Here is a 20,725-nt window from a genome sequence, read left to right on the forward strand (position 1 = left end):
CAAGCAAGTGCTTGCTTAGGTAGTTACCCCCCACAAGGAAGTGGCACCTTGCCCATCACATCCACCACCACCGAACCGGGCATCGTCGCGGTTACCGTCGACTTCCCGCCCGTCAACGCCATCCCGTCGCGCGGCTGGTTCGACCTCGCCGACGCCATCACCGCCGCCGGCCAAGATCCGAACACCCACGTGGTGATCCTGCGCGCCGAGGGCCGCGGCTTCAATGCCGGGGTCGACATCAAGGAGATGCAGCGCACCGAGGGATTCACCGCGCTGATCGACGCCAACCGCGGCTGCTTCGCCGCCTTCCGCGCCGTCTACGAATGCGCGGTGCCCGTCATCGCCGCGGTGAACGGATTCTGTGTGGGCGGCGGCATCGGGCTGGTCGGCAACTCCGATGTCATCGTGGCCTCCGAGGACGCCACCTTCGGGCTGCCGGAGGTGGAACGCGGTGCGCTTGGTGCCGCCACCCACCTGTCCCGGCTGGTGCCCCAGCACCTGATGCGACGGCTGTTCTTCACCGCCGCCACGGTGGATGCCGCCACCTTGCACCACTTCGGCTCGGTGCACGAGGTGGTCCCGCGCGACGAACTGGACGAAGCCGCCCTGCGGGTCGCGCGCGACATCGCCGCCAAGGACACTCGCGTCATCCGGGCGGCCAAAGAGGCGCTGAACCTGATCGACGTGCAACGAGTCAACTCCAGTTACCGCATGGAGCAAGGCTTTACGTTCGAGCTCAATCTCGCCGGGGTGTCCGATGAGCATCGTGACGCCTTCGCCGGTACGACGAAGGGTGAGAAGTCGTGAGCGACAAGAGAACCACCCTCGACGAGGCCGTTGCGCAATTGCGCAGTGGCATGACGATCGGTATTGGCGGCTGGGGGTCGCGACGCAAGCCGATGGCGTTCGTGCGCGCCCTGCTACGCACCGACATCACCGACCTGACCGTGGTCACCTATGGCGGGCCGGACCTGGGTCTGCTGTGTTCGGCCGGCAAGGTCAAGCGCGTCTACTACGGCTTCGTCTCGCTGGACTCACCGCCCTTCTACGACCCATGGTTCGCCAAGGCCCGCGCCAACGGCGCGATCGAGGCCCGGGAGATGGACGAAGGCATGCTGCGCTGCGGTCTGCAAGCCGCCGCACAGCGCCTGCCGTTCTTGCCGATTCGGGCCGGGCTGGGCAGTTCGGTGCCGGACTTTTGGGAGGGCGAGCTGCAGACGGTGACCAGCCCGTATCCGGCACCAGAGGGCGGGCACGAGACGCTGATCGCGATGCCGGCGCTGCGCCTGGACGCCGCGTTCGCCCACCTCAACCTCGGTGACGCGCAAGGCAATGCGGCCTACACCGGCATCGACCCATATTTCGACGACCTGTTCCTGATGGCCGCCGACAAGCGCTTCCTGTCGGTGGAGCGCGTGGTTTCCACCCAAGAGTTGGTCAAGGCGGTACCGCCGCAGGCGCTGCTGGTGAACCGGATGATGGTCGACGCAGTGGTGGAAGCCCCCGGCGGTGCCCACTTCACCACTGCCGCACCGGATTATGGCCGTGACGAGAAGTTCCAGCGGCATTACGCCGAGGCGGCCTCGACGGATGACGGCTGGCGGCAGTTCGTGCAAACATTCCTGTCGGGTAGCGAAGAGGACTATCAAACTGCCGTGCGCGCTTTCAAAGAGGAGGCCTCTTCATGAGCGGCGAAGCGATCACCCGGCCCGAGGTCTGCGCCGTCGCGTGCGCCGAATTGTTCCGCAATGCAGGCGAAATCATGGTCAGCCCGATGACGAACATGGCCTCGGTCGGCGCGCGGCTGGCCCGCCTGACCTTCGCACCGGACATCCTGCTGACCGACGGTGAGGCGCAATTGCTGGCCGAAACCCCGGCGCTGGGGGCCTCCGCCCCCGTCGAGGGCTGGATGCCGTTCGGCCGGGTTTTCGAAACTTTGGCCTGGGGTCGGCGTCATGTGGTGATGGGCGCCAATCAGGTTGACCGGTTTGGCAATCAGAACATCTCCGCGTTCGGCCCGCTGCAGCAGCCCAAACGTCAGATGTTCGGTGTTCGCGGTGCACCCGGCAATGCCATCAACCACGCGACCAGTTACTGGGTCGGCAACCACTCCAAGCGGGTGTTCTGCGAAAAGGTCGACATCGTCTGTGGAATCGGTTGGGACAACGTGGACGCCGACAATCCGGCGTTCCGCTTCGCCAACACGTACCGGGTGGTATCCAACCTCGGCGTGTTCGACTTCGGCGGGCCCGAGCGCAGCATGCGGGCGGTCTCGCTGCATCCCGGCGTTTCGGCCGATGAAGTGCAAGAGAACACCTCGTTTGAGATTCACGGCCTCGACGGCGCCGCGGAGACCAGGTTGCCGACCGAGGACGAGCTGCGCCTGATTCGTGAGGTGATCGACCCGAAGGCGCTGCGCGACAGAGAGATACGTTCATGAAGCTGCGCACGCCGCTGACCGAACTGGTCGGTGTCGAGCACCCGGTGGTCCAAACCGGGATGGGCTGGGTGGCGGGCGCCCGGCTGGTGTCGGCCACCGCCAACGCCGGCGGGCTGGGCATTCTGGCCTCGGCCACCATGACGCTGGACGAATTGGCGACGGCCATCGCCAAAGTCAAGGCAGCCACGGACAAACCGTTCGGGGTGAACATCCGCGCCGACGCCGCCGACGCGGGCGACCGCGTCGACCTGATGATCCGCGAGGGCGTCAAGGTGGCGTCTTTCGCGTTGGCCCCCAAGCAGGAACTCATCGCCCGGCTGAAAGATGCCGGCGCGGTGGTGATTCCGTCGATCGGCGCGGCAAAGCACGCCCGTAAGGTCGCCGCCTGGGGTGCCGACGCCATGATCGTGCAGGGCGGCGAGGGTGGTGGGCACACCGGGCCGGTCGCCACGACACTGCTGCTGCCCTCGGTGCTGGACGCCGTGCAGGACAGCGGGATCCCGGTGATCGCTGCGGGCGGATTCTTCGACGGGCGCGGGCTGGCCGCGGCGTTGAGTTACGGCGCCGCCGGCGTGGCGATGGGCACCCGCTTCCTGCTGACTTCGGATTCAACGGTGCCCGACGCGGTGAAACGCCGTTACCTTGAGTCGGCGCTAGACGGCACGGTCGTCACCACCCGCGTCGACGGCATGCCGCACCGGGTGCTGCGTACCGGCCTGGTCGAGAAGCTGGAAGGCGGTTCGCCGGTGCGCGGTCTCACCGCTGCTGTGCGCAATGCCGCCAAGTTCAAGCACATGTCGCAGATGACCTGGCGGTCGATGATCAGCGACGGCCTGGCGATGCGCCACGGCAAGGAGCTGACCTGGTCGCAGGTGGTGATGGCGGCCAACACCCCGATGCTGTTGAAAGCCGGCCTGGTTGACGGCAACACCGAGGCCGGAGTGCTGGCCTCCGGGCAGGTAGCCGGCATCCTCGAGGACCTGCCGTCCTGCGCGGAGCTGATCGACTCGATTGTTCGCGACGCAATCAAGCACCTGCAAGCGGCATCCGGGCTGGTGGAAGGACCGTAACCGGGCGGGCCAAACCGCTTGATGAAGCTTATGGCTTCAGTCTCGATTAATTAAGCTATAATCTTCAAATGGTCGGGATGAAGCTTGATTCTTCACCACGGGCGACGCTCATCGGCGATGTCGTCGGTTCCCGGCGCACCGCCGACCGCTCGGAGCTGCACCGGGTTTTGGCGAGCGCCCTGCAGCACATCGTCGGCGATGCGATCGATCCGCCGGCCTTCACCGTCGGCGACGAGTTTCAAGGCAGCTACCCGACAGTGGGCGCTGCGATCGACGCCGCCCTGTTGCTGCGGCTGGCAGTCGGCCCCGAAATCGATGTCCGGTTCGGTATCGGCTGGGGCGCCGTCACCATCCTCGATGCCGACACCGGAATCCAGGACGGTCCGGGCTGGTGGACCGCGCGGGAGGCCATCCAGCAGACCGCACAGGCTCAGCGGCAACCCGGCTTCGCGCTGGTACGCACGACGTTCCGGGCAGATGGCAACACGCGCGGCGACGCCGCCGGTATCAATGCGGCGCTGCTCTGTCGGGACCATCTGCTTGGATCACTCGATGAGAGATCGTTGCGGATTGTGAAGGGATTGATGACGGGTCGGACCAAAAAGGAACTCGCCGCCGACGAGGGCATCAGCCCGTCGGCGGTGTCCCAGCGCGCGAGCCGCGATGGACTGGATCTCATTGTCCTTGCCAGCCAATACCTTCGGAGCCTGCCATGAGCGCCGTCGCGGTCTTCCTCACCGCGCTCGGAGTCGCCGACCTCTGCCGGCGAGCGGTCCGCGCGGTTTGGCCGGCGCTACTGATCGGACCGGTCGTGGTACTGGCCTGCGCGGTGCTGGCTGCACTGTGGCATGCCGGCGACGTCGCGCTGCTGGTAGTCGCGGCCGCGGCGGTGACCGTTTGGGAATGGCTATGTGCGCGAAGCGAACACAGCGGCAGACAGCAACTCGCCCCCTTGGCCGTGTTCGGCTGTGCGCTGGCGCTGCTGGTCGTGCTGTCCGGCTGGTCCTCGCCGGCCAACGGTGTCATCGCGCGGTGGTCGGCCTGGGTCCACCTGCCGCTCAGCCATGTCACGCCCACCCGGCTGCTGATGATCCTCGGTGTGGTGCTGGTCCAGTTCGCCACCGCGAATCAGCTGGTGCGCTTGGTGCTCGGCTCGGTCGGCGCGGTGCGACCGGCCGGCGAGCCGCAGCCATCGGACCGGCTCAAGGGCGGCAGGTTGCTGGGACCGATGGAACGCCTGCTGATCCTGAGCCTTGGCATCGGCGGACAGGTGGCCGCGGCCAGCGCGGTCGTCGCCGCCAAGGGCATCATCCGGTTTCCGGAATTGAACGCTCAAACAAACCGCGACAACGGCGTCGGCATCGACGAAGTGACCGAGTACTTCTTGGTCGGCAGCTTCGCGAGCTGGCTGCTCGCCCTGGGCGGCATCGGCCTGGTTGTGACAACCCAGTAAGGGGCGGCCGGCCGGGAACTCCCTTGCGCGAGTGTGCAATTCACGACACAACACGCCCTTGACGCGTCATGGATTGCACGCTCGGCAGCTACGGGCGCCACCCAGCGGCGTTCATCGCGGCGACAACCCGCGCGATGAAGGTCCCTTGCCGATAGCGCAGAAGTTGACTGCTCACCCTGATAATCGTCCAGCCCAAGTCGAGCAATGCGCTGTGCCGATCGATGTCGCGGTCACGCTGCGCGGGGTCGGTCCAATGTTGCGGTCCGTCGTACTCGATGCCGACCCGCAAATCGTCATAGCCCATGTCGATGCGCGCGACGAAATCCCCGTATTCGTCGCAGACCCTGAGCTGAGTTTGCGGCGCAGGCAATCCCGCGCCGATCAACGCCAGCCTGGTTCGCGTCTCCTGCGGAGATTCCGCGCCCGCGTCGACGAGCGGCAATGCCGCACGAAGCCGCAGCAGCCCGCGCGTGCCGCGATGTTCGGCGATGACGGCCTCGATGTCGTTGATCTTGACGTCGGTGGCATTGGCCAGCGCATCGAGCCGCTGGACAGCGTGCAGTCGCGAAGATGTCCACCGCCCCACGTCAAAAGCCGTGCGCGCTGGGCTGGTTACGGGCATACCGTCGACCGTGACCACTTCCCCCGGAAGCAGAGTTTCAATGTGTACAGCAATGCCGGCCGGTGGGCGACGATTGTCGTGGATCAGCTCGGCCAGTGACGGACTTACCCACTTGGCGCCGAGCAGCGCTGCCGCCGAGTTCCCGGCGATGACGGCCTTACGTCGCGACCACAGCCATGCCGCCTGCGCGCGTTCGCGCGCGGTCAGTTCGATGCCGCCGGCGCTGTAGACACCCGGATAGACCGCCTCGTAGAGCAACCGCGTTGCCCGCTCCGGCATAGCGTTGCGGGCCAACGCCTCCCGCACCAGAAAGAGTTCGGCCATGTCGGCATGCTGCCAACCCCCACCGACAACACCGCGAATGTGCAATTCGCGACGCGACGCGCCGTCGACGCGTCGCGGTTTGCACGCTCGGCGCGAAGAGGAGACCTACAGCCGCTCGATGATCGTGACGTTGGCCGTGCCGCCGCCTTCGCACATCGTCTGCAGGCCATAGCGACCGCCGATGCGCTCCAGCTCGTTGAGCATGGTGGTGAACAGCTTGGCACCGGTGGCACCCAGGGGATGGCCGAGCGCGATCGCACCCCCGTTGGGGTTGACCTTCTCCGGGTCGGCCTTGATCTCCTTGAGCCAGGCCAAAACCACCGGCGCGAACGCCTCGTTGATCTCGACGGTGTCGATGTCGTCGATGGTCAGCCCCGCCTTGTCCAGCGCGTAGCGGGTGGCCGGGATCGGACCGGTCAGCATGAAGACCGGGTCGGCGGCGCGAGCGCTGATGTGGTGGATGCGGGCGCGCGGCGTCAGATTGTGCTCCCTGACCGCCTTTTCGGACGCCAGCAGCACGGCACTGGCACCGTCGGAGATCTGGCTGGCCATGGCCGCTGTCAACCGGCCCCCCTCGACCAGCGTCTTGAGGACGGCCATCTTCTCCAGCGACGACTCGCGGGGACCCTCGTCAACCCGGAACGGGCCGGATTCGGTTTCCACAGTGATGATTTCGTTGTCGAAGTGGCCGCCACGGATCGCCGCGAACGCGCGCTCGTGGCTGGTCAGTGCGTAGCGCTCCATCTCTTCGCGGGACAGGTTCCACTTTTCGGCGATCAGCTCCGAGCCGCGGAATTGCGAGATCTCCTGGTCGCCGTAGCGGTGCAGCCACTGCTTGGATTCATTGGTCGGCGAGGTGAATCCGAACTGCTCCCCCACCGTCATGGCCGACGAGATCGGGATCTGGCTCATGTTCTGCACGCCGCCGGCGACGATCAGATCGGCGGTGCCGGACATGACCGCTTGTGCGCCAAAGGAAATCGCCTGCTGGCTGGAACCACACTGCCGGTCGACGGTCACGCCGGGAACCTCTTCGGGATAGCCGGCGGCTAGCCACGAGAGCCGGGCGATATTGCCGGCCTGCGCGCCGATGGCATCGACACAGCCCGCGATCACGTCGTCAACGGCGGCGGGGTCGACGTCGACCCGGTCGAGCAGTCCGCGCCATCCCAGGGCGCCTAAATCCACCGGATGAATCCCGGCCAGCGATCCGCCGCGCTTGCCGACCGCGGTACGTACAGCGTCGATGACGTACGCCTCAGGCATCTTTCAGACTCCTTCTTTGGTGATCCCGCCAAGAACGATGGCGAGGTATTGCTGACCGACTTGCTCCGCGGTGAGCGGTCCGCCCGGCTGATACCAGCGCACCGACACCCACGTGGTGTCCCGAATGAAGCGATAGATCAAATCGACGTCCAGGTCGGGCCGAAAGCAGCCCTCCTGCACGCCCTGATTGAGCAACTCCAGCCACATCTTGCGCTGTTGCCGGTTCATGTCCTCGATGTAGGAGAACCGGGGCTGGGATAACAGCCGTTGGGCCTCGTCCTGATAGATGACGACCTGCGCATGCCGGTGCTCGATCGCCTCGAACGACGCCATGAACAATCCTTTGAGCCGCTCCAGCGGGTTAGCCTCGCTGTCGACGATCTCGCGGTAGCGGGCGAACAACCAATCCAGGAAACTCCGCAACAACTCGTCGACCATCTCCTCTTTCGAGGAGAAGTGGTGATACAGGCTGCCGGACAAGATGCCGGCGCTGTCGGCGATGTCGCGAACGGTGGTGGCCCGCAATCCACGCTCGGCGAACATGGTCGCGGCAAGCTCCAGTAGCTCGTCTCGCCGGCTGTTGGCCTGACCGGGCACTCGGTCCACCCGATCAGAGTATCAACCAAGCGCTTGCTTGGCCAGTCGGCGCGTCACGGATGCTGGCTGGATACCGAGATGACCTCGCCGGTCAGGTAGCTGGAGTAGTCGCTGGCCAGAAAGGCAATGGTGGCCGCGACCTCCCACGGCTCGGCGGCCCGTCCGAAGGCTTCACCGGCCGACAGCCGATCCAGCAGTTCGGACGATGACGTCTTCTCCAAGAACTTGTGTCGCGCAATGCTCGGCGACACCGCGTTGATCCGCACGTCATATTCGGCGGCTTCGATTGCGCTGCAACGAGTTAACGCCATCACACCCGCCTTGGCGGCCGCATAGTGTGATTGTGAATGCTGGGCCCGCCAGCCCAGGACGCTGGCGTTGTTGACGATCACCCCGCCGTGCGGCGCGTCGCGGAAGTAGCGCAGCGCCGCGCGAGTGGCGCGAAACACCGACGTCAATGTGACGTCCAGAACGCGATCCCATTCCTCGTCGGTCATGTCCACCACCGGCGTCTGGCCGCCCAGTCCGGCGTTGTTGACCAGGACGTCGACGCGCCCCATCCGGGCGGTGGCGGACGCGAACAGAGCATCGATCTGCGCGGTCGACGTCACGTCGCACAGCACGCTTTCCACCCGGCCCTGCCCGAGCGCGGTGAGCTCGTCGGCGGTCTCGCCCAGCCGTCGTTCGTGGTGGTCGGAGATCACCACGTCGGCTCCCTCGGCGAGCGCCCGTCGCGCCGTCGCCGCACCGATGCCGGTGCCTGCGGCGGCGGTGACGACCACCACCTTGCCCTGCAGAAGTCCGTGTCCGGCAATCTCTTTCGGAACTTCGGACAGACTCATCCTTTGACCTCTCGAGGTAGGCCGAGCACCCGCTCGGCAATGATATTGCGCTGGATCTCGTTGGATCCGCCGTAGATGGTGTCGGCGCGGGTGAACAAATACAGCCGCTGCCATTCGTCGAACTCACCTTCGGACAGCGTCAGCCCCGGCTTGCCGATGACATCCATGGCAAGCTCACCCAGATCGCGATGCCAATTGGCCCACAACAACTTCGACACGTTGTCCTGGCCGGGCTGCTCGACGTCCATGGTGGCCAACGCGTAACTGCGCATGGCCCGCAGGCCGGTCCACGCCCGGGTCAGCCGCTCACGGATGAACGGGTCGTCGGCGGCACCGTTGCGCCGGGCGAGCTCGGCCAGATTGGAAAGCTCACGAGCGTAACGGATCTGCTGCCCGAGAGTCGACACACCGCGCTCGAAGGTCAGCGTGCCCATGGCGACCCGCCAGCCGTCCCCAGGCTCGCCGACCACCAGGCCGGCCTCGGTGCGGGCGTCGTCGAAGAACACCTCGTTGAACTCCGCGGTGCCGGTGATCTGAACGATCGGGCGGACTTCCACGCCCGGCTGATTCAGCGGCACCAGCAGATACGACAACCCGGCATGGCGCTTGGAGCCCTTCTCGGTGCGCGCGACCACGAAGCACCATTGCGACAGGTGCGCCAGCGAAGTCCAGACCTTCTGGCCGTTGATCACCCACTCGTCGCCGTCGAGCTCCGCGGTGGTCGCCACGTTGGCCAGGTCACTGCCGGCGCCGGGCTCCGAATATCCCTGGCACCACAGCTCGGTGACATCGAGGATCTTCGGCAGAAAACGCTGCTGTTGCTCGGGCGTACCGAACGCGATCAGCGTCGGACCGAGCAGCTCCTCGCCGAAGTGGTTGACCTTGTCCGGGGCATCGGCCCGCGCGTACTCCTCATAGAAGGCCACCCGGTGCGCGGTGGAAAGCCCCCGGCCGCCGTGCTTCTCCGGCCAGCCCAGGCAGGTCAGCCCGGCCTTGGCGAGATGCTGATTCCATGCCCGGCGCTCCTCGAACGCCTCGTGCTCGCGACCGGGCCCACCCAGACCCTTGAGAGCTGCGAAGTCGCCGACCAGATTGTCGGCGAGCCACTGACGGACCTCCGCCCGGAACTCCTCGACGTCCTGCATGCCCTGTAGGCTAACCTACCAAGCACTTGCTTTGTCAGCCTGGCGACGATGCGCGCCGCGCGGCGGCGTGCGGAGGAGCCGGGCAGTTAGACGAGAGGCAATGATGACCGACGATCCGCGCACGGTACCTGTGGCGCTGGATCGTTTCGCGCGCCAACTGCCCGATCATGACGCGTTGATCACCGACGAGCGATCCTTCACCGCCGCCCAACTGCGCGACGAGGTGCACCGGGCGGCCGCCGCCCTGATCGATCTGGGGGTGCAGGCCGGCGACCGGGTGGCGGTTTGGTCGCCGAACACCTGGCATTGGGTGGTGGCCTGCCTGGCAATTCATCACGCCGGGGCCGCGATGGTGCCGCTGAACACCCGCTACACCGCCGCCGAGGCCAGCGACATCCTGGCCCGCACCGGCGCGCCGGTGCTGTTCGGGATGGGCCAATTCCTCGGCAACGACCGCATCGCCGACCTGGACCGTGCCGCGCTGCCCGCGCTCCGGCACATCGTGCGGATACCGATCGACGCCGAGGACGGGACGTGGGACGAATTCACCGGCCACGGCAGCGACCTGGACGCGGTGATCGCCCGTGCCTCGGCCGTCGCACCCGATGACGTCAGCGACATCCTGTTCACCTCCGGAACGACCGGGCGCAGCAAGGGTGTGCTGTGCGCGCACCGGCAATCGCTGTCCGCTTCGGCGTCGTGGGCCGCCAACGGCAAGATCACCAGCGACGACCGCTACCTGTGTATCAACCCGTTCTTCCACAACTTCGGCTATAAGGCCGGCATCCTGGCCTGTCTGCAGACCGGCGCGACGCTGATCCCCCACCTGACCTTCGACCCGCTGCGCGCGCTGCAAGCCATCGAGCAACACCGCATCACCGTGTTGCCCGGACCTCCCACCATCTACCAAATCCTGCTGGACCATCCGGCCCGCCACGAATACGACCTGAGCTCACTGCGATTCGCGGTGACCGGCGCCGCGACCGTGCCGGTGGTATTGGTCGAGCGCATGCAGTCCGAACTCGACATCGACATCGTGTTGACCGCCTACGGGCTGACCGAGGCCAACGGCATGGGAACGATGTGCCGCGCCGACGACGACGCGGTCACGGTTGCCACCACGTGCGGACGCCCGTTCGCCGGCTTCGAATTACGCATCGACTCCCAGGCACCCGAAGAATCGGGCGAGGTGTTGTTGCGCGGCCCCAACGTGATGCTGGGCTACCTGGACGATCCGGAGGCCACCGCCGCCGCCATCGACGCCGACGGATGGCTGCACACCGGCGACATCGGCGTCGTTGATGGGGCCGGCAACCTGCGCATCACGGATCGGCTGAAAGACATGTACATCTGCGGTGGATTCAACGTCTACCCCGCCGAGGTCGAGCAGGTGCTGGCCCGCCTCGACGGCGTGGCCGACGCCGCCGTTATCGGAGTCCCCGACGAGCGACTCGGTGAAGTCGGCCGGGCGTACCTAGTGGTCCGCCCCGGCGTCGAACTCGACGAGCAATCTGTGATCGCTTACACCCGTAAGCATCTGGCGAACTTCAAGGCACCGCGCTCGGTGCGGTTCGTCGACGCGTTGCCGCGCAATGCGGGCGGCAAGGTGGTCAAACCACAACTGCGAGAGATGGCCTGAATTGGATCTGGAACTAGACGAAGAGACGCGAGCCTTCCAGGCCGAGGTCCGGGAATTCCTGTCGGCCAACGCCGATTCGATCCCGACGAAGTCTTACGACAACGCCGAAGGCTTTGAGCAGCACCGGCGTTGGGACCGCGTGCTGTTCGACGCCGGTTTGTCGGTGATCACCTGGCCGAAGAAGTACGGCGGCCGCGACGCACCGCTGCTGCACTGGGTGGTGTTCGAGGAAGAGTACTTCCGGGCCGGTGCGCCGGGCCGCGCCAGCGCCAACGGCACCTCGATGCTGGCGCCGACGCTGTTCGCGCACGGCACCGAAGAGCAACGGGACCGGATCCTGCCGAAAATGGCAAGCGGCGAAGAGATCTGGGCGCAGGCATGGTCGGAGCCCGAGTCCGGCAGCGACCTGGCATCGCTGCGGTCCACCGCCACCCAGACCGACGGCGGCTGGCTGCTCAACGGCCAGAAGATCTGGAGCTCGCGAGCGCCGTTCGCCGAGCGGGGTTTTGGGCTGTTCCGCTCCGACCCCGGCGCCGAGCGACACAACGGCCTGACGTACTTCATGTTCGATCTGAAGGCCGACGGCGTCACCGTGCGGCCCATCGTTCAACTGGGCGGCGACACCGGCTTCGGCGAGATCTTTCTCGACGACGTCTTCGTGCCCGACGAGGACGTGATCGGTACCCCGCACGATGGCTGGCGAGCGGCCATGAGCACCTCGAGCAACGAGCGCGGCATGTCACTGCGCAGCCCGGCCCGCTTCCTGGCCACCGCGGAACGTTTGGTGCAGCTGTGGAAGGACGGCGGCTCGCCCCCCGCATTCGCCGACCGGGTCGCCGATGGCTGGATCAAGGCGCAGGCCTACCGGTTGCAAACCTTCGGCACCGTGACCCGGCTGGCCCTCGGCGGTGAGCTGGGCGCCGAATCGTCGGTCACCAAGGTGTTCTGGTCTGACCTCGACGTCGAATTGCACCAGACCGCGCTCGACCTGCTCGCCGCTGACGGAGAACTGACCGGCCGGTGGACCGAGGGCCTGCTGTTCTCGTTGGGCGGCCCGATCTACGCCGGTACCAACGAGATTCAGCGCAACATCATCTCCGAGCGGTTGCTGGGTCTGCCGCGCGAGAAGTCCGGGGGCAAGAAGTGAAATTTGCGCTAGACGAACAACAGCGTGACTTCGCGGCCAGCATCGACGCCGCGCTCGGTGCGGCGGACTTGCCCGGCGCGGTGCGCGCGTGGTCCGCCGGTGATACCGCGCCGGGCCGCAAAGTGTGGGAGCAGTTGGCCAACCTGGGCGTCACCGCCTTGGCCGTGCCGGAGAAATTCGACGGCATCGACGCGCACCCGGTCGATCTGGTGGTCGCCCTCGAGCGTCTCGGACGGTGGTGTGTGCCCGGCCCGGTGACCGAATCCATCGCTGTGGCACCGGTATTGCTCGCCGAGGACCAACGCTGCGCCGAATTGGCCTCCGGTGAGCTGATCGCGACCGTCGCGCTGCCCCCGCAGACGCCGCGCGCCGTGAACGCGGACGTGGCCGGGCTGGTGCTACTGGCCGGCGACGCCGGTGTCGCCGAGGCGACACCGGGTGACGCCCACGAGTCCGTCGATCCCAGCCGCCGGCTCTACGAGGTGACCCCGACCGGCGCGGCGTGGCACGCAGATGTCAAGCGCGCCTACGAGTTCGGCGCCCTGGCCACCGCGGCACAGTTGATCGGCGCGGCCGAGGCGCTGCGTGACGGTGCCGTGGACTACGCCAAGCAGCGCACCCAGTTCGGCCGGGTGATCGGGTCGTATCAGGCGATCAAGCACAAGCTGGCCAACGTGCACATCGCCATCGAACTAGCCCGGCCGCTGGTGTACGGTGCTGCCCTGACACTGGACCCGCGCGATGTCAGCGCGGCCAAGGCCGCAGCGTCCGAGGCGGGGCTGTTGGCGGCGCGATCGGCTTTGCAAACCCACGGCGCAATCGGTTTCACCCAGGAGCACGATTTGTCGCTGCAGCTGCTGCGGGTGCAGGCATTGCGATCCGCGTGGGGCACGCCGGAGGAACATCGGCGGCGAGTGCTGGAGGCGCTATGAGTGAAGAACGGCAGCTGCTGGCCCAGACCGTCGCGGCCCTGGTCGCCAAGCACGCTGGTCCGACGGCGGTGCGCGTGGCCATGGAATCCGACCGCGGCTACGACGAATCGCTATGGCAACTGTTGTGCGAGCAGGTCGGCGCCGCCGCCCTGGTGATACCCGAGGAGTTGGGTGGCGCGGGCGGCGAATTAGCCGATGCCGCAGCCGTTTTACAGGAGCTGGGTCGCGGGCTGGTGCCCTCCCCGCTGCTGGGCACCACACTGGCCGAGCTGGCGTTGCTGAGCGCGCCCGAGCCGGACGCCGCAACGCTGGAACGCCTCGCCGAGGGTGCCTCGATCGGGGCGCTGGTACTCGATGCCGGCTATGTGGTCAACGGCGATATCGCCGATGTCGTGGTCGCCGTCGAGGATGGCCGGCTGAGCAGGTGGTCGCGGTTCAGGGCGGAGCCCGTCACCACCATGGACCCGACCCGGCGGCTGGCGCGGGTGAAGGCGGAGCAGACCGAGCCGATCGGCACCGACCCGGGCCTGGCGGACATGGCGGCAATCCTATTGGCCGCCGAGCAAATCGGCGCTGCCGAACGCTGCCTGGAACTGACCGTCGAATACGCAAAGGATCGAGTGCAATTCGGCCGGCCGATCGGCAGCTTTCAGGCGCTCAAGCATCGGATGGCCGACCTGTACGTCACCGTGGCCGCGGCCAAGGCCGTCGTCTCCGACGCATGCGAGGACCCCACCCCCACCAACGCCGCCGCTGCCCGCCTGGCCGCCACCGAAGCGCTGAACACCGTGGCCGCCGAAGGCATCCAGTTGCACGGTGGTATCGCGATCACTTGGGAACACGACATGCACCTGTACTTCAAACGTGCCCATGGCAGCGCGCACCTACTGGATTCGCCGCAGCAGCTGCTTATCCGACTGGAATCCGAGGTACTCAACACGCCGTGACCGACCGTGTCTCGCTGCGCGCCGGCATCCCACCGTTTTACGTGATGGATGTGTGGCTGGCTGCCGCGGAACGCCAGCGCACGCACGGTGACCTGGTCAATCTGTCGGCGGGCCAGCCCAGCGTGGGTGCGCCCGAACCGGTGCGAGCGGCCGCGGCGGCCGCCGTGCATTCCAACGAGCTGGGTTACTCGGTGTCGTTGGGCATCCCCGAGTTGCGTGCCGCCATCGCCGCGGACTACCAACGTCAGCACGGGCTGGACGTCGAACCGGACGCGGTGGTGATCACCACGGGCTCCTCCGGAGGCTTCCTGCTCACCTTCCTGGCCTGCTTCGACGTCGGCGATCGAGTGGCACTGGCCAGCCCCGGTTACCCGTGCTACCGAAACATCTTGTCGGCCTTGGGATGTGAGGTGGTCGAGATCCCGTGCGGGCCGCAGACCCGCTTCCAGCCGACCGCGCAGATGCTCGCCGAACTGGACCGACCAGTGCAGGGCGTCATCGTGGCAAGCCCGGCCAACCCCACCGGAACGGTCATCACACCGGCGGAGCTGGCCGCCATCGCGTCGTGGTGTGATGCTTCCGGTGCGCGGCTGATCAGTGACGAGGTCTATCACGGCCTGGTGTACGACGGCGCGCCGCAGACCAGCTGTGCGTGGCAGACATCGCGAAACGCCGTGGTAGTCAACAGCTTCTCGAAGTATTACGCGATGACGGGCTGGCGGCTGGGCTGGCTGCTGGTGCCGACCGAGTTGCGCCGCGCGGTGGATCGCCTCACCGGGAACTTCACCATCTGCCCGCCGGTGTTGTCACAACTCGCCGCAGTCGCGGCCTTCACCCCGGAGGCGACCGCCGAGTCCGACGGCCACCTGCACCAGTACGCGACCAACCGTTCACTGGTCCTGGATGGGCTGCGCGGCATCGGCATCGAGCGCCTGGCGCCCACCGACGGCGCCTTCTATGTGTACGCCGACGTTTCGGAATTCACCGAAAACTCGATGGAATTCTGTTCAAAGCTGTTGGAAGAGACCGGAATTGCGATTGCACCCGGCATCGACTTTGACACCACCCACGGAAACTCGTTCGTGCGGCTGTCATTCGCGGGCCCGACGAACGACATCGAGGAAGCCCTGCGACGGCTCGGCCCGTGGCTTTCGGCCCGCTAGCGCAAACAGGCGATGGGCCTAGCCGTCGAGCACCTGCTCGATGCGCGCCTGTAGCGCGCCCGGCTCGCCGATACCCGCAATGTCGATGCCGAACCGCTCACTGAGCACGTCGAGCACCGCCGCCGCATCCTCGAGACGGATTTTCTCGCTGCCGTCGGCGCGGTGGATGGTCAGGTTCCGCCCGGCCAGGTTGTAGCGGGCGTCCGCGGTGGTCAGGGCAACCATCAGACCGGTCACGAACATCGACGACGGGTGGGTGGACACATACCAGCTGCCCACCCTCAGATCGACCTGTGGCACGGTCTGGGTGCCGAATATGTACAGCGATTGCCACTCATCCCGAACCAGGGCTTGCAGGATCAGGCCGTCACCGCGGTCTTTCAGCCGGTACGGCTCGTGCGTGGTCTGTTGGATGTTTCCGGTCTGCAAGCGGATGGGAGACGTCAGGGTCTGGCCGCCGAAACCGACGTCGACCAGAAAGGTCCCCTGCGAGCCCGGGAACGTCACCGCCAACACGGTGTGCGTCTGGGCCCCTAACGACGCATCCGGCGGCTGCATCCACACCACCCGGCCGGCCAGCCGCCGCACCCGGAACCCGATCTCGGCCAACACATAGCCCATCAGGCCGTTCTGCTCGTAGCAGTAACCACCGCGGCGCCGGTGCACCAGCTTGTCGGTGAGGGCTTGCGGGCTCAGGTCGTCGACCGGCGCTCCCATCAGCGGATCGAGGTTCTCGAACGGGATCGAACCGGTGTGGGCGGCCATCAGATCCTGCAGCACATCGAGGTTCGGCTCGGCGGGACCGCGATAGTTGATTCGGTCGAAGTACGCGTCCAGGTCCAGCGTCATGACACCATTCTCCGGCCTTGGGCCGTCCGCCGAGGCGGCGGGCGTCGGCTCCGGTTGTTTCGTTCTTGTCGAATGGGGCAACCCGCCGAAATGGGGCTTAGCGCTTCCCACACCGACACGGAGTCCATCATGAACAGCAACACCATCGTCTGGATCGTCATCGCAGTTGTGGCCGTCCTCGTGATTGTCGCCCTCATCCTCGCTGCCCGCAGCGCGACCAGGCGGCGCCGCCTGCGGGAGGCCGAGGAGATTCGCGAACAGGCCAACCTGGAAACCGCCAAGGTCGAGCGTCGCGAGGCGCTGGCCACCGAGACCGCGGCGAAAGCCCGTGCCGCGCAGGCCGAGGCCGACGCCAAGGCGGCGGAAGCGGCCCGGTTACAGAATCGCGCATCGGCGCATCAAGACGAAGCGATGTCTTCGCGTGAACAGCTCGACGAGCAGCGCAAGCGTGCCGACAGCCTTGACCCGAGGGTGAAGTCCGACCGTGCCGGCGACGAAGCTGCCTCCGACCGCGACGCCGCGTGGAGCCAGGAGCAGCCGATCCCGGACAACTCCCCCACGGTGAACCTGTCCGGAAATGACCCCGACGCCGGGAGGCACCGCGGCGCGTCCACCTAGAAAGTCACTACAGCCAGGTGTCCTGGGTGGTGGTGGTCAAAAACGCTTCCAGGTCGTCGCGCCACTGCGCCGGCGTCGTCTTGTCCGGTTCGATACCGGTGTATTCCCCGCGGTAGAACAGCAGCGGCCGTGGCTTGATCTTGGGAGCTTCCGAAAGCGATTGCACCGCACCGAAAACCACGAAGTGATCGCCGCCGTCGTGCGCGGAGGCCACCGTGCAGTCGATGAAGGCCAGTGAACCGTCGATGATCGGTGAACCGAGTTCGGAAGGGTGCCAGTCGATCCCGGCGAACTTGTCGGGCTCCTTGGAGCCGAATCGGGCCGAGACGTGTTTCTGGTGCTCGGTCAGCATGTTGACGCAGAACCGGCCGCTGGCCTCGATGGCCTTCCATGACCGGGACACCTTGGTCGGGCAGAACAGCACCAGCGGTGGATCCAGCGACAGTGCCGCGAAGGATTGGCAGGCGAAGCCGACCGGGACGTCGTCATGCACGGTGGTGATGATGGTGATCCCGGTGCAGAACTGACCCAGCACGCTGCGGAACGTGCGCGGGTCGATCGGCGCGGCAGTCATGGCCTTGAAACTAACCCTTGAAGCCGACGCTGAAGTCGTGGCCCCACAGGCTGATCGCGGTGCTCTCCCGTGCGATCCAATCGTCGTCTTGAACTTGTCTTCCCTCGCAACCGAATTCGACGTCGAATCCGCTGGGTGTCTTCATGTAGAAGGACAGCATCAGGTCGTTGACGTGGCGGCCCAGGGTCGCCGACATCGGCACCTTGCGGCGCAGCGCCCGGTCCAGGCACAGACCCACGTCGTCGGCTTCTTCGACCTCGACCATCAGGTGCACAATGCCGCTGGGGGTCTGCCCGGGCATGAAAGCCAGGCTGTGGTGACGGGGGTTGCAGCCCAAGAACCGCAGCCAGGCCGGCGGCCCGTCGGCGGGCCGGCCGACCACCTGTGGCGGCAGCCGCATCGAGTCGCGCAGCTTGAAGTCCAGCACATCGCGGTAGAAGTGCAATGTCTCTTCGTCGTCACGGGTGGTCAGCCCGTACGGCCACAAGTTCGTCACCGCCGAGCAGGGCCTGGGGCACGTGGTGCTGACCACCCGGCGGTGCTCGAGGGCGGCGCCGTGGAAGACCTCCAGGCAGTTGCCGGACGGGTCGGAGAACCGGATCATCTCGTCCACCCGGCGATCGGCCAGTTCGGCGGCGGTGGCCTCCTTGTACGGGGTGCCCTCGACGTCGAGCCGGTTCCGGATCTCTTGCAGGCCCGCGGCATTCGCGCATTCCCAGCCGGCTTCGATGAGCCGGTCCTGCTCGCCGGGCACGATCACCAGCCGAGCCGGAAAGTCGTCCATCCGCAGATACAGCGCACCTTCGGTGGCGCCTTTGCCCTCGACCATGCCGAGGACCTTCAAGCCGTAGTCACGCCAGGCCGCCATGTCGGTGGCCTCGATACGCAGATAGCCCAGAGAGCGGATGCTCATCGCGCACCTCCTAGGAAATCAATGGTGAGCTTGTTGAACTCGTCAAACTTCTCCACCTGCGCCCAGTGCCCACATTGCCCGAAAACGTGAAGCTGTGCACGCGGAATGGTTTTCAGCGCGACCAGTGCACCGTCCAGCGGGTTGACCCGGTCCTCGCGCCCCCAGATCAGCAGCACCGGCTGACGCAGCCGGTGCACCTCACGCCACATCATGCCGAGCTCGAAATCTGCTCCGGCGAACGACATTCCCATTGCCCGGGTCGCCGTCAGCGATTCGGGTGTACTGGCCAACTCGAAACGCTGCTCGACCAACTCGGGGGTGATCAGTTTCTGGTCGTAGACCATCACCCGCAGAAACGCCTCGAGGTTTTCGCGCGTCGGCTCGGCGGAGAACTTGCCCAGCCGTTTGACGCCCTCGGTCGGGTCGGGGGCGAACAGGTTCACGCTCACCCCGCCGGGCCCCATCAGCACCAGGCGTCCGGCCCGGTCCGGGTAGTCCAGCGCGAACCGGACCGCGGTACCACCGCCAAGCGAATTGCCAATCAGCGGAACACGTCCCAGGCCCAACTGGTCGAACAGGCCCTTGAGCGCGCGCGCCGCGTAGTGGTTGAACTGTCCGTGCTCAGCGCGCTTGTCGGAGTGGCCGTACCCCGGCTGATCGACGGCCAGCACGTGGAACCGCTGCGCCAGCACCGGAATGTTGCGGGAGAAGTTCGTCCAACTCGCCGCGCCCGGGCCGCCACCGTGCAGCAGCACGATGGTCTGCTCGTTGCCGACACCGGCCTCGTGGTAGTGCAATTTCAGCGGACCGTCGACGTCGACCTCTGCGAAGCGCGAAGTCGACTCGAAGGTGATCTCTTCGGTTGCCGAGGCCATCAGACCATGGTGTCGCCGGGCGGCAACCCGAACTCGTTGTTCCCGAAGATCTGGTACGCCCGCTCGGGGTCGTTGGCCGCGTGCACCCGCCCGGCGTGCGCATCGCGCCAGAACCGTTGCACCGGTTGGTCATTGCCCAGGGCCGTGGCACCCGACGCCTCGAACAACCGGTCGATGGAGGCGATCGCCCGCCCGGTGGCGCGCACCTGGTCGCGGCGAGCGCGGGCCCGCAGGTCGAACGGGATGTCCTTGCCGGCCGACAACAGCGCGTACTCGTCGGCGACATTGCCGCTCAACTGGCGCCACGCCGCGTCGATGTCGCTGGCCGCCTCGGCGATGCGCACCTTGGCGAACGGGTCGTCCTTGGCCTTCTCGCCGGCGAACGCCGCGCGCACCCGCTTGCCCTGATGCTCGACGTGCGCGTCGTAGGCGCCGTATGCCATGCCGACGATGGGCGCCGAGATGGTGGTGGGATGCATTGTGCCCCATGGCATTTTGTAGACCGGGGCGGTGTTGGTCCGATACCCGCCGGCGGTGCCGTCGTTCATCGCCTTGTAGGACAGGAAGCGGTGCCGCGGTACGAAGACATCCTTGACGACGACGGTGTTGCTGCCGGTGCCGCGCAGACCGACGACGTGCCACACGTCGTCGATGCGGTACTCGCTGCGCGGGATCAGGAAGCTGCCGAAGTCGACCGGCCGGCCGTCCTTGATCACCGGACCACCGAGGAACGCCCAGGTGGCGTGGTCACACCCCGAGGACCAGTTCCATGAACCGTTGACCAGATAGCCGCCGTCGGTCACCACGCCCGCACCCATCGGGGCATACGACGACGAGACCCGGGTGGTGGGGTCCTCGCCCCAGACCTCCTCCTGCGCCTGCTGGTCGAACAACGCCAGGTGCCAGTTGTGCACGCCGATGATGGAGCTCACCCAACCGGTGGAACCACACGCGCTGGCCAGCCGCCGTACCGCCTCGTAGAACAGCGCCGGATCGCACTGCAACCCACCCCACTGCTCGGGCTGCAACAGGGTGAAGAACCCCACCTCCTGAAGATCCTGGACGGTCTCGTCGGGCAGCCGGCGCAGGTCTTCCGTCGCCTGAGCGCGTTCCCGAATCTGCGGAAGCAGATCATCGATGCCAGCCAGAACCGACTGCGCATCACGCTGTTGAATGGACGTCACTTAGGTTTGCCTCCTGCGCCAGACTTACTCAGCGGACTTACACCAGAGACTAGAACATGTTACAGAAAAGTGGATTCGTATCGCTACCAGCCGCAGGAATACCCTGCTCGACACAAATCGGAACG

22 protein-coding genes are annotated in these 20,725 nt (G+C 66.4%); 12 read left to right on the forward strand and 10 right to left on the reverse strand.

All coding sequences use genetic code 11. The features are described 5' to 3' along the window. Positions 1 to 48 precede the first annotated feature (48 nt). The 6 genes from echA20 to A5625_RS07950 all read left to right on the forward strand — a co-directional run bounded on the left by echA20 (position 49) and on the right by A5625_RS07950 (position 4,963). The gene (echA20, locus tag A5625_RS07925; RefSeq protein WP_066991210.1) at positions 49 to 807 is read left to right on the forward strand and encodes a (7aS)-7a-methyl-1,5-dioxo-2,3,5,6,7,7a-hexahydro-1H-indene-carboxyl-CoA hydrolase; all 759 of its coding nucleotides are present in this window, start codon (positions 49 to 51) and stop codon (positions 805 to 807) included. Continuing rightward, positions 804 to 1,688 (forward strand): cholesterol ring-cleaving hydrolase subunit IpdA, encoded by an 885-nt coding sequence (gene ipdA / locus A5625_RS07930; protein WP_066991213.1) that lies wholly within the window; start codon positions 804 to 806, stop codon positions 1,686 to 1,688. The genes echA20 and ipdA overlap by 4 nt, the downstream gene beginning before the upstream one ends. Beyond that, on the forward strand, positions 1,685 to 2,440 hold the full coding sequence (ipdB, locus tag A5625_RS07935) for a cholesterol ring-cleaving hydrolase subunit IpdB (RefSeq protein WP_066991216.1): 756 nt from the start codon (positions 1,685 to 1,687) through the stop codon (positions 2,438 to 2,440). The genes ipdA and ipdB overlap by 4 nt, the downstream gene beginning before the upstream one ends. Further along, a complete protein-coding gene (gene ipdC, locus A5625_RS07940) occupies positions 2,437 to 3,510 on the forward strand; it encodes a (3aS,4S,5R,7aS)-5-hydroxy-7a-methyl-1-oxo-octahydro-1H-indene-4-carboxyl-CoA dehydrogenase (protein ID WP_066991219.1) in 1,074 nt (357 codons plus the stop codon). Before ipdB ends, ipdC begins: the two co-directional genes overlap by 4 nt. 77 nt (positions 3,511 to 3,587) lie before the next feature. Further along, the gene (locus A5625_RS07945; protein WP_066991279.1) at positions 3,588 to 4,226 is read left to right on the forward strand and encodes a SatD family protein; all 639 of its coding nucleotides are present in this window, start codon (positions 3,588 to 3,590) and stop codon (positions 4,224 to 4,226) included. Further along, positions 4,223 to 4,963: a hypothetical protein gene (locus tag A5625_RS07950; RefSeq protein WP_066991222.1), complete on the forward strand. Its 741-nt coding sequence runs from the start codon at positions 4,223 to 4,225 to the stop codon at positions 4,961 to 4,963. Before A5625_RS07945 ends, A5625_RS07950 begins: the two co-directional genes overlap by 4 nt. Positions 4,964 to 5,051: 88 nt before the next feature. On the opposite strand, the gene A5625_RS07955 is transcribed toward A5625_RS07950, so the two are convergent. The 5 genes from A5625_RS07955 to ipdE1 form a co-directional block, all read right to left on the reverse strand. Next, complete coding sequence (locus A5625_RS07955; protein ID WP_066991225.1) at positions 5,052 to 5,909, reverse strand: endonuclease domain-containing protein; 858 nt, start codon at positions 5,907 to 5,909, stop codon at positions 5,052 to 5,054. Positions 5,910 to 6,014: 105 nt separating this feature from the next. After that, positions 6,015 to 7,175 (reverse strand): steroid 3-ketoacyl-CoA thiolase FadA6, encoded by a 1,161-nt coding sequence (fadA6, locus tag A5625_RS07960; protein ID WP_066991228.1) that lies wholly within the window; start codon positions 7,173 to 7,175, stop codon positions 6,015 to 6,017. Between the two features lie 3 nt (positions 7,176 to 7,178). Beyond that, complete coding sequence (gene kstR2, locus A5625_RS07965; protein WP_156748036.1) at positions 7,179 to 7,781, reverse strand: TetR family transcriptional regulator KstR2; 603 nt, start codon at positions 7,779 to 7,781, stop codon at positions 7,179 to 7,181. A 44-nt stretch (positions 7,782 to 7,825) separates the two neighbouring features. Further along, positions 7,826 to 8,614 (reverse strand): (5R,7aS)-5-hydroxy-7a-methyl-1-oxo-2,3,5,6,7,7a-hexahydro-1H-indene-carboxyl-CoA reductase, encoded by a 789-nt coding sequence (ipdF, locus tag A5625_RS07970; protein ID WP_066991231.1) that lies wholly within the window; start codon positions 8,612 to 8,614, stop codon positions 7,826 to 7,828. Then, entirely contained in the window at positions 8,611 to 9,759 is a 1,149-nt protein-coding gene (ipdE1, locus tag A5625_RS07975) for an acyl-CoA dehydrogenase IpdE1 (protein ID WP_066991234.1), read from the reverse strand. Before ipdE1 ends, ipdF begins: the two co-directional genes overlap by 4 nt. A 103-nt stretch (positions 9,760 to 9,862) precedes the next feature. On the opposite strand from ipdE1, the gene fadD3 reads away from it, so the two are divergent. From fadD3 to A5625_RS08000, 5 genes are read left to right on the forward strand one after another with little or no spacing between them, the layout of a single operon-like run. Next, the gene (gene fadD3, locus A5625_RS07980; protein ID WP_066991285.1) at positions 9,863 to 11,398 is read left to right on the forward strand and encodes a 3-((3aS,4S,7aS)-7a-methyl-1,5-dioxo-octahydro-1H-inden-4-yl)propanoate--CoA ligase FadD3; all 1,536 of its coding nucleotides are present in this window, start codon (positions 9,863 to 9,865) and stop codon (positions 11,396 to 11,398) included. A 1-nt stretch (position 11,399) separates the two neighbouring features. Then, complete coding sequence (locus A5625_RS07985) at positions 11,400 to 12,545, forward strand: acyl-CoA dehydrogenase family protein (RefSeq protein WP_066991237.1); 1,146 nt, start codon at positions 11,400 to 11,402, stop codon at positions 12,543 to 12,545. Further along, complete coding sequence (locus tag A5625_RS07990; protein ID WP_066991240.1) at positions 12,542 to 13,477, forward strand: acyl-CoA dehydrogenase family protein; 936 nt, start codon at positions 12,542 to 12,544, stop codon at positions 13,475 to 13,477. The genes A5625_RS07985 and A5625_RS07990 overlap by 4 nt, the downstream gene beginning before the upstream one ends. Then, complete coding sequence (locus A5625_RS07995; RefSeq protein ID WP_066991244.1) at positions 13,474 to 14,424, forward strand: acyl-CoA dehydrogenase family protein; 951 nt, start codon at positions 13,474 to 13,476, stop codon at positions 14,422 to 14,424. The genes A5625_RS07990 and A5625_RS07995 overlap by 4 nt, the downstream gene beginning before the upstream one ends. Continuing rightward, the gene (locus A5625_RS08000) at positions 14,421 to 15,587 is read left to right on the forward strand and encodes a pyridoxal phosphate-dependent aminotransferase (RefSeq protein WP_066991247.1); all 1,167 of its coding nucleotides are present in this window, start codon (positions 14,421 to 14,423) and stop codon (positions 15,585 to 15,587) included. Before A5625_RS07995 ends, A5625_RS08000 begins: the two co-directional genes overlap by 4 nt. A gap of 18 nt (positions 15,588 to 15,605) precedes the next feature. Here the strand turns inward: A5625_RS08000 and A5625_RS08005 are convergent, their stop codons facing one another. Next, complete coding sequence (locus A5625_RS08005; RefSeq protein WP_066991250.1) at positions 15,606 to 16,436, reverse strand: arylamine N-acetyltransferase; 831 nt, start codon at positions 16,434 to 16,436, stop codon at positions 15,606 to 15,608. A 129-nt stretch (positions 16,437 to 16,565) separates the two neighbouring features. On the opposite strand from A5625_RS08005, the gene A5625_RS08010 reads away from it, so the two are divergent. After that, the gene (locus tag A5625_RS08010; RefSeq protein WP_066991287.1) at positions 16,566 to 17,054 is read left to right on the forward strand and encodes a hypothetical protein; all 489 of its coding nucleotides are present in this window, start codon (positions 16,566 to 16,568) and stop codon (positions 17,052 to 17,054) included. A gap of 7 nt (positions 17,055 to 17,061) precedes the next feature. Here A5625_RS08010 and hsaB read toward each other — a convergent pair whose 3' ends face one another. Genes hsaB through hsaA form a run of 4 tightly spaced genes read right to left on the reverse strand, consistent with a single transcriptional unit; the run spans position 17,062 to position 20,600 of the window. After that, positions 17,062 to 17,628 carry a 3-hydroxy-9,10-secoandrosta-1,3,5(10)-triene-9,17-dione monooxygenase reductase subunit gene (gene hsaB / locus A5625_RS08015; protein ID WP_066991253.1) on the reverse strand — a complete coding sequence of 189 codons (567 nt, stop codon included), beginning with the start codon at positions 17,626 to 17,628 and terminating at the stop codon, positions 17,062 to 17,064. A 10-nt stretch (positions 17,629 to 17,638) separates the two neighbouring features. Further along, positions 17,639 to 18,541, reverse strand: a complete 903-nt coding sequence (gene hsaC, locus A5625_RS08020) for an iron-dependent extradiol dioxygenase HsaC (RefSeq protein WP_066991256.1) — start codon at positions 18,539 to 18,541, stop codon at positions 17,639 to 17,641. Then, entirely contained in the window at positions 18,538 to 19,416 is an 879-nt protein-coding gene (hsaD, locus tag A5625_RS08025; RefSeq protein ID WP_066991261.1) for a 4,5:9,10-diseco-3-hydroxy-5,9,17-trioxoandrosta-1(10),2-diene-4-oate hydrolase, read from the reverse strand. Before hsaD ends, hsaC begins: the two co-directional genes overlap by 4 nt. Further along, positions 19,416 to 20,600 (reverse strand): 3-hydroxy-9,10-secoandrosta-1,3,5(10)-triene-9,17-dione monooxygenase oxygenase subunit, encoded by a 1,185-nt coding sequence (hsaA, locus tag A5625_RS08030; RefSeq protein WP_066991264.1) that lies wholly within the window; start codon positions 20,598 to 20,600, stop codon positions 19,416 to 19,418. The genes hsaD and hsaA overlap by 1 nt, the downstream gene beginning before the upstream one ends. Positions 20,601 to 20,725: the final 125 nt, after the last annotated feature.

The organism is Mycobacterium sp. 1465703.0, assembly GCF_001672975.1.
Lineage (GTDB): Bacteria > Actinomycetota > Actinomycetes > Mycobacteriales > Mycobacteriaceae > Mycobacterium.

What these genes read in the sequence shown, in the direction of transcription:
- A5625_RS07955 (WP_066991225.1), bottom strand. Translation starts at nt 5,909, where the DNA reads ATGGCCGAACTCTTTCTGGTGCGGGAGGCGTTGGCCCGCAACGCTATG.
- A5625_RS07995 (WP_066991244.1), top strand. Translation starts at nt 13,474, where the DNA reads ATGAGTGAAGAACGGCAGCTGCTGGCCCAGACCGTCGCGGCCCTGGTC.
- A5625_RS08005 (WP_066991250.1), bottom strand. Translation starts at nt 16,436, where the DNA reads ATGACGCTGGACCTGGACGCGTACTTCGACCGAATCAACTATCGCGGT.
- hsaB (WP_066991253.1), bottom strand. Translation starts at nt 17,628, where the DNA reads ATGACTGCCGCGCCGATCGACCCGCGCACGTTCCGCAGCGTGCTGGGT.
- A5625_RS08010 (WP_066991287.1), top strand. Translation starts at nt 16,566, where the DNA reads ATGAACAGCAACACCATCGTCTGGATCGTCATCGCAGTTGTGGCCGTC.
- ipdB (WP_066991216.1), top strand. Translation starts at nt 1,685, where the DNA reads ATGAGCGGCGAAGCGATCACCCGGCCCGAGGTCTGCGCCGTCGCGTGC.
- hsaD (WP_066991261.1), bottom strand. Translation starts at nt 19,416, where the DNA reads ATGGCCTCGGCAACCGAAGAGATCACCTTCGAGTCGACTTCGCGCTTC.
- ipdC (WP_066991219.1), top strand. Translation starts at nt 2,437, where the DNA reads ATGAAGCTGCGCACGCCGCTGACCGAACTGGTCGGTGTCGAGCACCCG.
- fadA6 (WP_066991228.1), bottom strand. Translation starts at nt 7,175, where the DNA reads ATGCCTGAGGCGTACGTCATCGACGCTGTACGTACCGCGGTCGGCAAG.
- fadD3 (WP_066991285.1), top strand. Translation starts at nt 9,863, where the DNA reads ATGACCGACGATCCGCGCACGGTACCTGTGGCGCTGGATCGTTTCGCG.
- hsaC (WP_066991256.1), bottom strand. Translation starts at nt 18,541, where the DNA reads ATGAGCATCCGCTCTCTGGGCTATCTGCGTATCGAGGCCACCGACATG.
- ipdF (WP_066991231.1), bottom strand. Translation starts at nt 8,614, where the DNA reads ATGAGTCTGTCCGAAGTTCCGAAAGAGATTGCCGGACACGGACTTCTG.
- A5625_RS07950 (WP_066991222.1), top strand. Translation starts at nt 4,223, where the DNA reads ATGAGCGCCGTCGCGGTCTTCCTCACCGCGCTCGGAGTCGCCGACCTC.
- ipdE1 (WP_066991234.1), bottom strand. Translation starts at nt 9,759, where the DNA reads ATGCAGGACGTCGAGGAGTTCCGGGCGGAGGTCCGTCAGTGGCTCGCC.
- A5625_RS07945 (WP_066991279.1), top strand. Translation starts at nt 3,588, where the DNA reads ATGAAGCTTGATTCTTCACCACGGGCGACGCTCATCGGCGATGTCGTC.